This window comes from Paenibacillus sp. NPDC056579, assembly GCF_042793215.1.
Classification (GTDB): domain Bacteria; phylum Bacillota; class Bacilli; order Paenibacillales; family NBRC-103111; genus Paenibacillus_S.
Genome location: NZ_JBHTVD010000001.1, coordinates 1,333,491 through 1,347,139, shown reverse-complemented (window position 1 = coordinate 1,347,139; position 13,649 = coordinate 1,333,491). Strand labels below are relative to the sequence as shown.

13 protein-coding genes are annotated in these 13,649 nt (G+C 47.0%); 10 read left to right on the top strand and 3 right to left on the bottom strand.

The window, feature by feature from the left end; all coding sequences use genetic code 11:
- Positions 1-14: 14 nt before the first annotated feature.
- The 8 genes from ACFQ88_RS06115 (at position 15) to ACFQ88_RS06080 (ending at position 10,174) form a co-directional block, all read left to right on the top strand.
- The gene (locus tag ACFQ88_RS06115) at positions 15-1,679 is read left to right on the top strand and encodes a DUF4091 domain-containing protein (RefSeq protein WP_379452931.1); all 1,665 of its coding nucleotides are present in this window, start codon (positions 15-17) and stop codon (positions 1,677-1,679) included.
- Positions 1,680-1,707: 28 nt separating this feature from the next.
- A complete protein-coding gene (locus ACFQ88_RS06110; RefSeq protein WP_379452929.1) occupies positions 1,708-3,030 on the top strand; it encodes an ABC transporter substrate-binding protein in 1,323 nt (440 codons plus the stop codon).
- Between the two features lie 20 nt (positions 3,031-3,050).
- Complete coding sequence (locus tag ACFQ88_RS06105) at positions 3,051-5,243, top strand: tail fiber domain-containing protein (protein ID WP_379452927.1); 2,193 nt, start codon at positions 3,051-3,053, stop codon at positions 5,241-5,243.
- Between the two features lie 1,217 nt (positions 5,244-6,460).
- Positions 6,461-7,441, top strand: a complete 981-nt coding sequence (locus ACFQ88_RS06100) for a glycoside hydrolase family 18 protein (RefSeq protein ID WP_379452925.1) — start codon at positions 6,461-6,463, stop codon at positions 7,439-7,441.
- Positions 7,442-8,032: 591 nt separating this feature from the next.
- Positions 8,033-8,482 carry a MarR family winged helix-turn-helix transcriptional regulator gene (locus ACFQ88_RS06095; protein WP_239624555.1) on the top strand — a complete coding sequence of 150 codons (450 nt, stop codon included), beginning with the start codon at positions 8,033-8,035 and terminating at the stop codon, positions 8,480-8,482.
- Positions 8,483-8,627: 145 nt separating this feature from the next.
- Positions 8,628-8,789, top strand: coding sequence for a luciferase domain-containing protein (locus ACFQ88_RS06090; RefSeq protein ID WP_379452922.1), 162 nt, complete (start codon positions 8,628-8,630; stop codon positions 8,787-8,789).
- 30 nt (positions 8,790-8,819) lie between these two features.
- Positions 8,820-9,188, top strand: a complete 369-nt coding sequence (locus tag ACFQ88_RS06085) for a VOC family protein (protein WP_379452920.1) — start codon at positions 8,820-8,822, stop codon at positions 9,186-9,188.
- A 317-nt stretch (positions 9,189-9,505) separates the two neighbouring features.
- Entirely contained in the window at positions 9,506-10,174 is a 669-nt protein-coding gene (locus ACFQ88_RS06080) for a Type 1 glutamine amidotransferase-like domain-containing protein (protein ID WP_379452918.1), read from the top strand.
- Between the two features lie 180 nt (positions 10,175-10,354).
- Here ACFQ88_RS06080 and ACFQ88_RS06075 read toward each other — a convergent pair whose 3' ends face one another.
- The gene (locus ACFQ88_RS06075) at positions 10,355-10,777 is read right to left on the bottom strand and encodes a YybH family protein (RefSeq protein WP_239624548.1); all 423 of its coding nucleotides are present in this window, start codon (positions 10,775-10,777) and stop codon (positions 10,355-10,357) included.
- A 120-nt stretch (positions 10,778-10,897) separates the two neighbouring features.
- Between ACFQ88_RS06075 and ACFQ88_RS06070 the strand changes: the two genes are divergently transcribed.
- Together ACFQ88_RS06070 and ACFQ88_RS06065 are read left to right on the top strand one after the other, a co-directional pair.
- A complete protein-coding gene (locus ACFQ88_RS06070) occupies positions 10,898-11,242 on the top strand; it encodes a winged helix-turn-helix transcriptional regulator (protein WP_239624546.1) in 345 nt (114 codons plus the stop codon).
- A gap of 595 nt (positions 11,243-11,837) precedes the next feature.
- Positions 11,838-12,350 (top strand): SRPBCC family protein, encoded by a 513-nt coding sequence (locus ACFQ88_RS06065; protein ID WP_379452915.1) that lies wholly within the window; start codon positions 11,838-11,840, stop codon positions 12,348-12,350.
- A 180-nt stretch (positions 12,351-12,530) separates the two neighbouring features.
- Here ACFQ88_RS06065 and ACFQ88_RS06060 read toward each other — a convergent pair whose 3' ends face one another.
- Positions 12,531-13,007, bottom strand: coding sequence for a DUF3574 domain-containing protein (locus ACFQ88_RS06060; RefSeq protein ID WP_379452913.1), 477 nt, complete (start codon positions 13,005-13,007; stop codon positions 12,531-12,533).
- Between the two features lie 187 nt (positions 13,008-13,194).
- Positions 13,195-13,647, bottom strand: coding sequence for a hypothetical protein (locus ACFQ88_RS06055; protein WP_239624538.1), 453 nt, complete (start codon positions 13,645-13,647; stop codon positions 13,195-13,197).
- Between the last annotated feature and the right edge of the window lie 2 nt (positions 13,648-13,649).

The window sequence follows — 13,649 nt, the reverse complement described above, 5'->3', positions numbered from 1 at the left end:
AGGGAGCTTGTCTTATGTCGGAACTGCTGCAAACTCGCTGCTTAAGTTCATTATCGAAAGTATTCGCCGATGAAGAGATCCAGGATTTAGCTTGCACTTCAGGCACCGCCTTGGCGAACGAAGCTTATTCCTTCCAGGTTGCCTATCGGGCAGAGCAAATCCTGAAGGACCTGCAGGTGAGCATTGAATCCGAGCTATCCGAGGTCATTACCGTCAGAACCGTCGGTCTTGCCCCCAGTGAGCTCGCAGCCTATCCGCATCATGATCAACACTTTCTACGGAAGACGCCTGGACTATATCCTGATCCGCTCTTTGAACTCGACGAAGATTCCGTCATCCCAGCCTTACCTCAGTGGCGCAGCTTATGGATTACGTTGAACTTGAACGAATCGCTCACACCGGGGCTTCATAGCATTCATGTGAAGCTCGCCACCAAGTCCGGGAGCCTGTCGGTCACCGAGCACTTCGAGCTGACGATCGTTCCCGCTTCACTGCCCAAACAGCGGCTGATTCATACGGAATGGTTTCATGTCGACTGCTTATCCAACTTCTATCACGTCGATATTTTCAGCGAAGCGCATTGGTCATTAATAGACAAATACATGGACACCGCGGTTCGACACGGCATGAATATGATGTTAACCCCCTTGTTCACACCGCCTCTGGATACGGCGATAGGCGGCGAGCGTCCGACGGTGCAGCTTATCGATGTGACGAAGTCCGGTGACGAATATACGTTCGGATTTGGACGGCTAGATCGGTGGATTCAGCTATGTGAGGCCAAGAGAGTGGAGTACTTGGAGTTTTCCCATTTGTTTACCCAGTGGGGTGCCAAGCATGCTCCTAAGATTATAGCGACGGAAGACGGCGTTACGAAACGGATATTCGGATGGGAAACGGATGCGGCGAGCAGCAGCTATCATACGTTCTTAGCCCAGTTCCTGCCTGAGCTGGTAGCGTTCATTCACAGCAGAGGGCTGGAGAAGCGCTGTTACTTCCATGTTTCGGACGAACCGATTAAGAGTCACTTGGAATCATACGGGAATGCAAGCAAGCTGATCAACACGTACCTTGAGGGTTTCCCGATCATCGATGCGTTATCGAATTACGACTTCTATGAACAGGGTCTTGTCAAAATCCCGATTCCAGCAAATAACCACATCGAGCCCTTCCTTGAGCATCATGTTCATCCGCTGTGGACCTACTACTGCAGCTCCCAGGGAGTGAACGTATCGAACCGCTTCTTCGGAATGCCGTCCGCACGCAATCGGATTCTCGGCATGCAGCTTTACAAATTCCAACTGACGGGCTTCCTGCACTGGGGCTACAACTTCTGGAACAGTCAATATTCCAAGCGTCCGATCCATCCTTTCCAAGATACGGATTCCAGCCGGGCACATCCATCCGGTGACGCATTCCTAGTCTATCCGGGTGAACAGGGACCGATTGAATCGATCCGACTGGAGGTGCTGACGGAAGCTCTGCAGGACTTAAGAGCGCTTGAGCTGCTGGAGCAGCAGATCGGCAGGGAGCGAACGCTGGAGGTTCTGGAGGAAGGACTGGCACATCCGCTTACGTTCAGTGAATATCCGAGAGAGATGGAGTGGCTCTTAAACAAACGAGAGCAAATTAACCGCATGATCGAAAGCCTGCTGTCATTGCCATCTGTAAGTGATTAGGATCATTATCTCGTTGGGGGGGATTTGAATGGTTACAAAATCAACAGCAGTAAAGCTCGGCAGTAGCGTCATGGTCTTAGCGTTATTAGCCGCATGCGGTGGCCAGCCGCAGCAAGCCGTAAAAGGTCCTGAGTCGTCAACGCCGACGCCGGCCAAGCCGCCAGAACCCGTAACACTTACATTTTATACGAAGACGGTACTGGACGATTTCGAGAAATACATTAATCAATATGTGAAAAAGAAGTTTCCCCATGTCACACTGAATCTCGTGAAGAATGAGAAGGGGAGCATGATCGAGGAGTTGGTAGCCGCCGGCAACATTCCCGATATTATCTGGGAAGGCGTCACGAACATTCAGACGCTAACGCCGCTTGACTTGCCGCTCGACTTAAGACCGCTCGCACAGAAGCACGGATTGGATCTAGGCGTCTATGACTCCAAGCTGCTAGACAGCATCAAGTCCTATTCCAAAAACGGCGAGCTCTACTACCTGCCTTACAATACGCTAGCCTTCGCCCTTCATTATAATAAAGATATTTTCGATAAATTCGGCGTACCCTACCCAACGAACAATATGACCTGGAGCCAAGTCATTGAGCTTAGCAAGAAATTAACCCGCTCTGAAGACGGTGTGAACTATATCGGCATGCGCCCGCCCCTCGGGCTGAACCGCATGCAAATGCAAATGGGCTTATCGTATGCGGATCCGAAAACAGAGACGGCAGCGGTGACGACCGAAGGCTGGAAGAACTTATTCGAAACGGTGAAGATGATGTATCCACCGAGTGTGGATCCGCCGATCAAATCGCTCTTTGCGGCACGCGATGAGTTTCTGGCGAACAGAACGGTGGCTATGCTGCCCGACATTCTACTCTTGCACAATACCGATATGGCCAAAATGGAGAAGGAAGGACTGAAGTGGGACTTTGTGTCTTACCCTACCTTCAAAGACAATGTTGGTCAAGGGCTGTTCTCGGACGGCTTCATCCTGCCGAAGGGCGGCAAGAATACCGATCTGGCCTTCCAAATTATCGCGTATTTAAGCTCAAATCCGGACGTTCAGCTCGATGCCACCAAGAACGGACGTCTGACCGGCTTGAAGGATCCGGCGATCCAGAAGCAGCTGTTCGCCAACAATGAAGCGGCGAAAGGGAAGAATTTCACGGCTGTCCTCAGCCAAAAGTATCCCGACCCGGCTCAAGCTACGATCTATGACCGCGACGGCTCCAGCATCATGAACGGGAAACTGTTGAATTATATTAACGGGACCGCGGATGTGAACACGCTTCTGCGTGAAGGTCAGGAAGCGCTGGATAAGAAAATCACCGAGCTGAAAGCGTCCAAAAAATAAGGAGCATTGGAGGCACCCGCATGTCCATGTCCGATGAAAAGCAAAAGGCTTCATCCCCTGAACCCGATGTGGAGGCTGTACAAGAACCGGATAGAAGCGTCTTAAGCCGCAGAAAGTTTCTGGCTACGCTGGGCATCACCGGGGCGGCGACGTTACTGGGTGCAGCCGGACCATTGAACGGGGCGCCTCTGAAAGAGAGCTCCGTGTCCGATGCCGTATATGGCAAGGGTCCAAATGGCCCGAGGCTCACATCGCTGACTACTTCCACTTATGTGGAAACGATCAGCAGTGCAGCGCAGCTAACCGGGTATCAAGGCGGGTGGGACGGCCAGCAGGTGTTCGTGCAAGGCTTTTATCCCGGCGGGACGGCCGGTTACGGCTTATTTTACTATGATGCGGACCGGGCGAAGTCCGAGCACAACGGCGGTACGATCATCAGCTGGACCGTCCCTTGGGACGGCACAACGGCTTCATTGAGCAGCTTCCTCTCCGGGGCAGGCGAGACGGATCCTACGGGCCAAGGCTGCTGGATTCGCCAGCACAACCCGCACGAGGTATATGCGGAATGGTTCGGCGTTATAGGCAACAACGGAGATGAGACTGCGGCATTTTTAGCAGCCAAACAGGCAGCAGAAGCATCGCCGTGCATCCGTCTTTATTTGCCTGCCGAAATTGTAACGATCACCTTGAACAGCCCGCTCTTCTTCAGTAAACAAGGCTTCGGACTGCACGGAACCGGCGTGGATCCGCATCTGTATTCCGCCAATGAAGACCATGTATCCGGGCTTAGGATGAACGGCGGCACGGCAGGGGAAACCTATCAAGCCGCTCTCATCTTCGACGGCATCGGACAGTCTGCAAGCGATTTTGTTCTTATTGCGGGCACGAGCTGTAACTGGTATTGGCCATTGGATACGTGCACCTATTCAGGCGATTTTCAGCGTATACGGTCCAGAGGCTTTAACGGCGGACAGCGACTCTATAATTCGCCCACCTACGGACACGAAGCGATTGCCAACAAATTCGAGCGACTCGAAATGTACGCCGTCCGCCGAGGACTCCAGCTAGGTCGCAATCCGGTCACCGGAGCCGTACAAGGCGCTTGCAACGAAAATACATGGATTAACTGCCGGTATCGCGGATATGAGGTTATCCTAGATTTGTACCGGAATACAACTCCACGTTCCTACGGCAATGTATTTATGAATTGTATCTTCCAGGAACGCGCACCGGTCGGAGAAGGCGACTTTGAGCTGCTGAAGACGGAAGGCTCGAATGTCGAGGGCGTTACGTTCATTAACGGCCGCTTCGAATGCACACTGGAAGCAGGCAGGAAGCGTCCTGTATTGAACTTGAACGGCGTTTCGAGCAAGTCGCTCTGCACATTTATCGGTACCTATATCCATACTTCGATTACGATTCTCGATACGAATAACCGGCTGCGCAGTCTCGGTACCGTTCTTAATCCGAACTGGACAGCCGATGCCATCGAAGCCAATTCCCTTCTGGCCCGTGGGACGACGGAGATGGTGAATAAAATGAACACCAGCAACTCGCTTCGGTGGTCCGGTACAGGAGCGGTCACGACGCCGACGCGCCATTGGGTCGAATCGCCTTATATCGCCAACGGTCAGACGAGTGTCGGCTATGGTGGGAAGTACAGGAAGGGCACCTTTTGGGCGGAAAATGTGATCGAATATACGGCGTCCTCAAGTACTACGCGAGAAACGAAAGTATGGGTGGACGGCGTCCCTATGACCCGGACCGTGCTGGAGGGTTCCGGCAAACTCTATGTTCCCGCCTCGGATGGCGATACGATGCTAGGATCGTCCACGGCAAGGTGGTCTGACGTCTACTCCGTCAACGGTGTGATTAATACGTCCGATCGTAACCAGAAGCAGGATATTCAGCCGATTACGGATCGCGTCCTGGACGCTTGGGCGGATATGCAATACCAGATGTTTCGCTTTAAGGAGGCTGTCCGGGAGAAGGGCGATGCAGCGCGCTGGCATATCGGACTCGTGGCGCAGGACATCTATGATACATTCAAGCGGCATGGCCTTGATGCTCTGGCTTATGGGTTGGTATGTGTCGACGAAAAGGTGGATGAGAAGACAGGCAAGCGGGAGCAGGTATGGGGGATCCGATCCGATGAATGCCAGTTTCTTGAGATGGCGCTCGTGCGCCGAGAGCTGAATAAGCTCAAAGCTTAATGATATGTAAGTGAAAAACCTGTCGCCTCGTAAGAGGTGATAGGTTTTTAGCTATTCCAAGAGGATGGATTAGTCATAACCGATAAGTTGTCATGGTCCCTATGACTGATTCTGATTGGATTCGCCAAGGCATTGCGATTGCGCTGTTTGCCGACATTGCTCGTAATGGTTTGCGTATTGAGGAAGGTATTACGTCGAGAAGGCTATTTAGGATAACACAATCCGCGTAGCCGTGTGGTAAAACATTTCATAGGACAATAATAGGATTATGTTTGTGTCGTCCGATGACGGATGACAAGAACTTGATAACATTCCCATTTTATAACAAGAAGCTTATAACATTCCCGACAAAAACAACGGATTCAGTATAGTAACTTTGATCTGGTACGAATACTGCTGTACTTAAAGAAGCTAAAATTGATTAAGCTAACGGGTACGTTAGGTCAATTCATCCAGGAGCAGTTTGCCGCCGCGGCAGCTGCTCTTTTTTTGATTAAGCAAAAGTGCAGGATAGTTTAAATAATACAGAAGCTTGTCCCTATGTCATAGGAAAACTATGGTATAATTATGTCTTAGCCCTCTGGCTAGAGGGATCGGATGGCACAAGAAATTTGGACGAGTATTCCGACATTGATTTGGTATGCTATACCAAAGAAGGCTACACTGAAGATGCGTTCAGAAGATTGGATGAATGTCTGGGTGAATTAGGAAAAGTTTTACTATCAAAAGTATGTTTTGAATCCACTCGTGATAGTAGAAGGAATCAATTTGGCTGACGAATTGTTTCGTAAAGCCGTTAATGAGGCTTATTCCATGCTCTCGCAGTCTTAACTGGGAGATTCTACACGAAGTGTGGCATTTATCTGTTGTGCTAACGGGTACGATAGTTCAACGCATCTTGGAGTAGCTTGTCGACGGCAGCTGCTCCATTATGCTAACAGGCAGATTTACTCAACAACTGGCACGAAAGAACAGTTGATTAAGCGGACTCGTTTCCGAATTCACAAAGCTGCGGTTTTCCGTTCTGTCCAAGAAAAACCCCCTTTTAAAAAAAGGGGGGCTTCAAGGAGGATGAAAAAAGGTTATGTCTATAATATAAAGCCCAAATATAATCATCCCTTTACCATACTTTTAAAAATTTATAAAGGAAACAATAGGAAATCATGTTATATGAATATTTGCTGTTTTAGGTCATAGGATTAAATAGAGTAGGTAACATGCTCGATTTGGAAAACGCTTACATTTTGTTCCTTCTCAAAAAAATTAAAAAGGAGATTGAAATGAAAAATATTTTGCTATTGATGCTTCTTGTTGCATTTCTAGCACCCTTTAGAGAAGTGGTCCAGGCCTCGGCAAACAACAGTCAGTCAATACGAGCGATGTGGGTGTGGGATTACTATGCGTCAGTTTCGAACGAAAAGCAGAGAAATGAATTAATACAGTTTTCCACCTTGCATCAGATTAATATGCTGTTCGTGTATACAGGAGAAGAGCTTTCAGCATATCCGGATGCTTTTAACAATCTAATTCGACTGGCTCACTCAAAGGGAATCCGTATCTTTGCACTGGAAGGTGACTCATTATGGGCACGGGAAGAGAATCATTCGATTGCCATTGGTCGAATTGAGGGAATTTTGAAATACAATAATGAGCATCCTGACTCGAGTTTTGATGGTATTCAACTCGATGTCGAGCCTTATTTATTGCCGGATTTTTTTGATCAAGTTCAGAACATAGGAACTCAATATTTGACTCTTCTGCAGAAAAGTAGAGATTTAATACATAAACAAAGCATGGTATTTGATGCGGCAATTCCTTTTTGGTATGAGGATCCGGAGCCAACCGTATCCGTCACATTTAATGGCCAGGAGAAGCCGTTAAGTTTCCATATACTGGACGTCGCGGATTCTGTTTCTATCATGGCTTATCGAGACAGCTCAGAAGAACAAATCCGAATATCCCAGCAGGAAATAACATATGCAGGAAAAATAGGCAAGAAGGCATATGTTGGAGCGGAGACGAACCCCCCGGATGGCGTCAGTATTCCGGAATTCATAACATATTATGACGAGGGAATCCGATTCATGGAAATCGAGTTAAGGAGGATAGAAAGGTACTACAAGGATATGCCCGGTTACGGTGGAATCGGCATTCATTGGTACGGTTCGTTTAAAAAGATGGCGAAAGCCGCTATATAAAGCGGAATTGTTTTCGAAAATGGCCGGTGCATACCGGTCTTTCTTCTTTACTATCGGAAATTATGCGGTAAACGTCTTCCAGAGCTTGCACCACTTCTCTTAACAGCCTTGGGTCAAAGCCAGAACGGATCTCAATATGGGCACCGAAGTAAACGACAAGGGAAGGCTGCTCTCATTCTCTCACGTAAATTTGAGCTCTTGAAGGTGTGTAGGGTTTTACGCTTACACATATATCATGTTGGTTTATAAATTAAGCTAACGGGTACGTTAGTTCTATGTTCAATGGAGCAGTTTGTCGACGAGGCGACTGCTCCATTTTCATTAACCTAAAGGACAGATTAGCGAAATAAACTCTATTCCATATTTCGGTAAATCCATACAACCGGCAGTCAAAGTATCTCCGACGATCTCATTAAAGAACTTTATATTTCCTCATCAGCTGCAGGCGACGCGACGGAGGCAAAATAAAATAGAGCGAGGTTTTGCGGTGACTAATATGGTGGGATTTTTCATAAAATTAGTTGCAATAGCATCCTATATGGCTTATCATAAAAATAGTTGCAATAGCATCCTATTTAAGGAGAGAGTAAATTGAGCGAGCATTGGAGACAACCTGATAAGGGCGCAACGGAATCGCATGGCCAATACATCTCAGCCATCTATCGCCACATGCAGATATTGATCTCAGCCGAGCTGGCGCCATATCGAATCGGAAGCGGGCAGTATATATTTCTGATGGCGATTGCTTTTCAGCAGCCAATTACGCAGAAGGCGTTAAGCGAGAAGTTGCTCATTGACAAGACGACTACCGCCAAGGCAATTACCAAGCTGGAAGCAGAAGGATACGTTCGGAGGGAAGTCGATCCCACCGATAACCGTTATCAGCTGCTCTATTTGACAGAATCGGGACGTGAGGTGGTTCCGAAGGTACAGGAAGCGCTGGACCGCGTTAAGAACAAAACTCGGAAGGGCATTACCGATGAGAAATATGACTTGTTGGTAGACCTGCTTAAAACCGTGCTTCGCAATCTGAGCGAGTAGGAGGAGATGAAGAGATGAGCGGGAACAGAGGGGCAGGTTTGACCGAAGAGCTGTTGACTTTGGCTGGCGTTACTATGCACCCTCATTGGCTCGGAGGGTTAGAATTTCAGTTGAACGGTAATGAAAGCATCTTCAAGGCAACCGCTTGTTTGACCTGCTCATCCCGAAAACGGAACGTGATCGATGGATTGAAGAAGGGAACGCAAGGTCGTATCGTATGTATCCCGATTTGGGCTGGGTATCCGTTTATTATTTAAATATCGAGCAAGAAGTCGCTCATGCCATTGAAATCGCGCGTTCCAAATAGGATCAAATAAAATTTAGGGGGATGTAATTGATGATAGCAAATCCGTTTATCGTAGTGGAGAATTGCAAAGACGAAATCAAGTATTATCAAAGCGTGTTTGGTGGCGAGATTGCCATTCTTCGAAAGCAAGGGGAAGAGGTGCTTAACGCGGACCTGCATGTAGAGGGGGCAACCCTTAAGTTTGCTGATACTCAAGCGGCAAAGCCGGTAATGAAAGGCGATTACGTGAGAGTTTTCTTGAGAATCGAGACGGAGGAAGCGTTCCAAAGGATCTACGAAGAATTCGCGGCCGGAGGGATTATTAATTCGGAAGCGTACGAAGCTCCGTTTAACGGACTGCTGGCCATCGTTACCGACCGAAACGGCGTGTGCTGGGTGCTGTCCTATTATCGAACTTAATGCTGAGAAGTCCAGATGCGGAGTCGTCCTATTTGGGCGACTCGTAGACTCTTTTGTATTTGGAACAAAATCCACAGCTCTCATTGCGTTAACGGGTACGATAGTTCAATAATGATACGAAGCAGCCGTTCAGCAAGATCGGCTGCTTTTTCATTAAAGTAACGGGCAGGATAGTTCAATCGTTTGTCGAACACCTAGGCATTAGGGAAATTACGAAGTTTACAAACGCAAATGAATGTTTGATTGGAATCCGCACCCTCGTTTGAAAAGTCTAATGGAATAAACCTCAGACGCACACAAAGAAAAGGAGTGAAGTTATGAAATTTCTGCTTACATCTGGTGGCATCAATAACAAAAGCATAAACGACGCGCTGGTTGGCATGCTGGGCAAGCCGATCGCCGACTCCAACGCCCTGTGCATCCCCACCGCGATGTACGGACACCCCTGGGTCGGCCCCGGGGTCAAAGCCTGGGAATTCATCAGCGGGAAAGAAGAGAATCCCATGGTCGACCTGGGCTGGAAGTCCGTCGGTGTGCTGGAGCTCACAGCGCTGCCAACCATCGGCGAAGACCGATGGATACCGCTGGTCCGGGAGACGGACGTCCTGCTGGTGGCGGGCGGCGACGCCCTCTACCTGTGCTACTGGATGCGGCAATCCGGGCTGGCAGATCTCTTGCCGTCGCTGCAGGCAGTCTATGTGGGAATGAGCGCCGGGAGTATGGTGATGGCACCTAACATCGGGGAATTCTTCGTTGGCTGGACTCCACCCAACGGTGGCGATGAAGCACTGGGACTGGTTGATTTTGCAATGTTTCCGCATCTGGATCACGAGATGCTGCCGCATAACACAATGGCTGCTGCAGAGAGATGGGCGGCCGGGATGCAGGGGCCGGCGTATGCGATTGATGATCAGACCGCCATCAAAGTGATCGACGGAACAGTCGAAGTTGTTTCTGAAGGGCATTGGAAACTTTTTTCGCCCTGATATTACTCCGCTGTTAACATATAAGGTAACTTGCTTGAATGGTGGGGGTACGATAGCTGAATAAACAACTGACGCGGCTGCCGGCTTGGATATCGGGAGCCGCGTTGTGCTAATGGGGAGGTTAGTTATTACCATATGCACTGAACAGTAGCATAAATATCGCCAAGTTTTTTTTTTATATTAACCGGCCGAATCTACTCCTCTTAATAGTTCTGCCCCATATGGGTGATCAACGATATAGAGCCATCTGCCGTCCTGCTGTTTTCTCAGTATCTCAGAAGTGTGACCTAGGATTTGTATTGGATTCCCATCCTTACCTACAGTTTGAAGGATAAAATGTGCCCGGAGCAAAGCGATATTTTCAAAAGGGATACAGTATATATTCTTGGATATCATGCTGCCTTGTAGTCGCAATAGTTCTTCTAGAGTTTTTCGGATTTGTTCGATTCCTTGATCATAGCCGCCGTTCGGATTAACCAGAATACCGTCCGGTTCGTATAGAGCAAGCAATTTATCGATGTCACCTGAGTTGTAAGCTTCTGCAAACGCAGCATTCATATCTTCTGGATTCATGACCGTTATATCACGAATGGGGGGTTTCATAGAATCGCCTCTTTCTATATGATGTTTATATATGCTAGCTTATCTGAATACCAGCAATAAATTAAGTACGCAGAATAAGATGACATAGTCATAAAAAACTGACCTATGTGGAGGTAAAAGATGCCTTATCAGAACGAAACCTTTGGTTGCCCTGTAGAAGTGGGGCTACAAATGATTAGTGGGAAGTGGAAACCCAGGATCATATTTGAACTGCTTCAGCAGACCCGACGTTTTGGTGAACTTCAACGGTTAATATCCGGCATATCCAGGCATGTTCTTACTACACAACTGCGGGAGCTGGAGGAATGCAATATCGTTAAACGCACCGCTTTTTTGACCGTCCCACCGAAGGTTGAATATAGCTTAACCGATTTTGGGAAAAGCCTGGAACCCATTCTGGAGCAAATGATAAAGGTGGGGGAGCATTACATTTCACTTCAAAAAAAAGAAGTTACAGAGAGTTGAAACTTGGGGTTATATCGATCGCAGGTATCAATTATCAGGGATAGATCATTGAGCTAACGATAGTGCAAAGACCAGGAACAGATCGTCGCAGCTGGCATCTGATCCTTTTTTCTTTGAAGTAACGGGCACGCTAACCTGGTGACCGCCTTGAAATAAATGAGTTTAATAGAAATAAATTGATCCAAGAAGGTGAACAGAATATTTACCATCAATTTAGGCATGGCCCGTACTGTGCACATTAGCAATCCATGAGAAACCGGGCCTGCTTTTGGATGATAAAATGTAGACTTAAGGAAGCTGCATATGAGGACGTTTAATCCTTATGACGAATGTGATACTCGGCGGTTGCTGTGACCACACGCAGGTGATTCCGGATGAGGAGCTCCACCAGGTGCACCTGATGGACCAGTCCGATGGTCTGCTTGTTGGACGTAAAATCTACTAGCTGATGGAAAGGCTTGGCCAGCCATTGCCAGCAGCGTCGACGATCGAAACCCAAGTACGTCTTCTCGCAGAAGCAGGATCATGTATCGTGGCAGAACTCTTCTTGTTGAAGGGGCCAGTTTACGCTGCATGAAAAACAAGGAGGATTTTCATGGATAACAATCTGAATCAATCGTTCGAAACTGCAATTACGCGTGTATTCGATGCCCCTCGCGAACTCGTATTTAAAGCATGGACAGAACTCGGGCATTTCGCGAAATGGTGGGGACCCAAAGGGGTCACCCTTGAAATAGTTAAAATGGACGCTCGATCAGGTGGCGAGTTTTTAGGTATTCAGACGTCTACTGACGGAAATCAGGTTATGTGGGGGAAATTTGCATACCAAGAGGTTGTCGAACCTGAGAAAGTGGCTTATATTCGATCTTTTTCCGATGAGCAAGGCAATACGGTCCGGGCGCCTTTTAGCGTGAGCTGGCCTCTTGAAATTATGAATATCATAACGCTAGAAGATGACGAAGGTAAAACTGTTTTAAAACTGAAAGGTTACCCTATGAACGCTTCAGCTGAGGAACAAGAAACCTATAAAGGTATGGCTCCAAAGCTTCAACAAGATCTTGAGGGTACCTTCGATAAACTTGCCGACTATCTTGTCTCCCTGAATTAGAATGCGATAAAAAAAGTTAATCAGTCAAAAAAACTTTAATCACTTTGAACATTACGTTTCAGTTGGGAATATTTGTTCAATAAAACAGCAGCAGTCTAGGACTTTATTTTCTCGTCCATGGCTGCTGCTGTTTCGTTTATCGCGTCAGTCTAATTCTTTATTTTCATCTGACAATTGGAATTATTCAATAAAAAACATCTTGCCGTCAACTTCGATGGATACGGAAGATTGCAAAAGATCCTCTTTCATTTGCTTCGCATAGGTAACGACTCGATTCACATCCTCTTTATCCAGCTTATCAGCGAATGCATATACAATCGTCACTTTTTCTTTGATCAATTTTTTATCTTTGTCCATCCAAGCGCCTGTTCCCTCGACAGCCGTAGCGCCTCCGAACCACTCTGAAAATTGCGTAAGCGCCTGATCTACGAGCTTTTCATGCGCTTCCTTACTGATGGGTATATCTCCTTTGATCGTGGAAGGAACATAAATTTTTACGACATTATCCAGATGATATTGCCCATTCAATGCGCTGCCGGAGATGCTGCCCGCATTGGCAGAGGGTTCGGGTGCACTGAATGATTGCTGTACGGGTACGATCAATAAAGCCAATAAAAATGCGAATGATAATCCAATGGTCCAGAATCTCTTCTTCATTAGCCGATCTCCTTTGCTTGTGTGATATTCAAATACCTGTGATATTATACAAGTGGTCGAAGTTGTGATTCAATGGGAATTCCGAATTAAAAAAGGGGGATTTTGTTAAAGCTACCTCAGTCTTAATGGACCATTGAGTGAGGATGAAATCAAGGGTTTTGCAAACGGGATTTGCCAAAAGGGATCGTTATCTCCATTCAATTACAAGGTTTTTGCCACTTACTTTAGTCCAATAGATATGATCCTTAATGTCTACATTATAGACTCCAGGTAACACGTTATAAAATTGTACCCGTCCATAACCTGATTTAATTGTGTTGAATGTTTTATATTCTGTACATTGTTTTGAACTAGCATTACATAAGCGAACGGATAATTGAGTAGGACGAACTGCAAATGGGTTGTAGTTATCTGATATTCTCGTTAAATTCCAAACATCAACTTGTACATTCTTTTCTACAATATTCGTTCCTGGCCAGTAAGTAAGATAAGCAGTATTGTCCCATAAACCATCCTCAGTAGTAAAAGTCCGAGTTCCAGAAGCTTCTGCTTTGGACTGTGGAAAAAATGCAAAAATCATTGAAAAGCATAAAACAAATAATAACATCCACTTCTTTGCATTATTTTGAGATAATGTCATTA

Excerpts from the sequence above, each read along its gene's own strand:
- ACFQ88_RS06115 (WP_379452931.1), top strand. The coding sequence starts at position 15 with ATGTCGGAACTGCTGCAAACTCGCTGCTTAAGTTCATTATCGAAAGTA.
- ACFQ88_RS06110 (WP_379452929.1), top strand. The coding sequence starts at position 1,708 with ATGGTTACAAAATCAACAGCAGTAAAGCTCGGCAGTAGCGTCATGGTC.
- ACFQ88_RS06105 (WP_379452927.1), top strand. The coding sequence starts at position 3,051 with ATGTCCATGTCCGATGAAAAGCAAAAGGCTTCATCCCCTGAACCCGAT.
- ACFQ88_RS06100 (WP_379452925.1), top strand. The coding sequence starts at position 6,461 with ATGCTCGATTTGGAAAACGCTTACATTTTGTTCCTTCTCAAAAAAATT.
- ACFQ88_RS06085 (WP_379452920.1), top strand. The coding sequence starts at position 8,820 with ATGATAGCAAATCCGTTTATCGTAGTGGAGAATTGCAAAGACGAAATC.
- ACFQ88_RS06080 (WP_379452918.1), top strand. The coding sequence starts at position 9,506 with ATGAAATTTCTGCTTACATCTGGTGGCATCAATAACAAAAGCATAAAC.
- ACFQ88_RS06075 (WP_239624548.1), bottom strand. The coding sequence starts at position 10,777 with ATGAAACCCCCCATTCGTGATATAACGGTCATGAATCCAGAAGATATG.
- ACFQ88_RS06070 (WP_239624546.1), top strand. The coding sequence starts at position 10,898 with ATGCCTTATCAGAACGAAACCTTTGGTTGCCCTGTAGAAGTGGGGCTA.
- ACFQ88_RS06065 (WP_379452915.1), top strand. The coding sequence starts at position 11,838 with ATGGATAACAATCTGAATCAATCGTTCGAAACTGCAATTACGCGTGTA.
- ACFQ88_RS06060 (WP_379452913.1), bottom strand. The coding sequence starts at position 13,007 with ATGAAGAAGAGATTCTGGACCATTGGATTATCATTCGCATTTTTATTG.
- ACFQ88_RS06055 (WP_239624538.1), bottom strand. The coding sequence starts at position 13,647 with ATGACATTATCTCAAAATAATGCAAAGAAGTGGATGTTATTATTTGTT.